General features: G+C 52.8%; 1 rRNA gene. It reads left to right on the forward strand.

Features of this window, described 5'->3' with window-relative positions:
• A 23S ribosomal RNA gene (locus HHU12_RS34040) occupies positions 1 to 1002 on the forward strand; the annotation flags it as partial.
• Positions 1003 to 1085: the final 83 nt, after the last annotated feature.

Genomic DNA, 1085 nt, shown 5'->3' on the forward strand with positions numbered 1-1085 from the left:
GGCGGCCGTAACTATAACGGTCCTAAGGTAGCGAAATTCCTTGTCGGGTAAGTTCCGACCTGCACGAATGGCGTAATGATGGCCAGGCTGTCTCCACCCGAGACTCAGTGAAATTGAACTCGCTGTGAAGATGCAGTGTACCCGCGGCAAGACGGAAAGACCCCGTGAACCTTTACTATAGCTTGACACTGAACATTGAGCCTTGATGTGTAGGATAGGTGGGAGGCTTTGAAGCGTGGACGCCAGTCTGCGTGGAGCCAACCTTGAAATACCACCCTTTAATGTTTGATGTTCTAACGTTGGCCCCTGACCGGGGTTGCGGACAGTGTCTGGTGGGTAGTTTGACTGGGGCGGTCTCCTCCCAAAGCGTAACGGAGGAGCACGAAGGTTAGCTAATCCTGGTCGGACATCAGGAGGTTAGTGCAATGGCATAAGCTAGCTTGACTGCGAGCGTGACGGCGCGAGCAGGTGCGAAAGCAGGTCATAGTGATCCGGTGGTTCTGAATGGAAGGGCCATCGCTCAACGGATAAAAGGTACTCCGGGGATAACAGGCTGATACCGCCCAAGAGTTCATATCGACGGCGGTGTTTGGCACCTCGATGTCGGCTCATCACATCCTGGGGCTGAAGTAGGTCCCAAGGGTATGGCTGTTCGCCATTTAAAGTGGTACGCGAGCTGGGTTTAGAACGTCGTGAGACAGTTCGGTCCCTATCTGCCGTGGGCGCTGGAGAATTGAGGGGGGCTGCTCCTAGTACGAGAGGACCGGAGTGGACGCATCACTGGTGTTCGGGTTGTCATGCCAATGGCACTGCCCGGTAGCTAAATGCGGAAGAGATAAGTGCTGAAAGCATCTAAGCACGAAACTTGCCCCGAGATGAGTTCTCCCTGAGACTATAAGTCTCCTGAAGGAACGTTAAAGACGATGACGTTGATAGGCCGGGTGTGTAAGCGCAGCGATGCGTTGAGCTAACCGGTACTAATGAACCGTGAGGCTTAACCTTACAACGCCGAAGATGTTTTGGCGATTTGAGAGAATTTTCAGCTCTGATACAGATTAATCGATACGTTGGTGAAACGTGTTGAT

It is taken from the genome of Flammeovirga aprica JL-4, assembly GCF_012844305.1.
GTDB lineage: Bacteria > Bacteroidota > Bacteroidia > Cytophagales > Flammeovirgaceae > Flammeovirga > Flammeovirga aprica.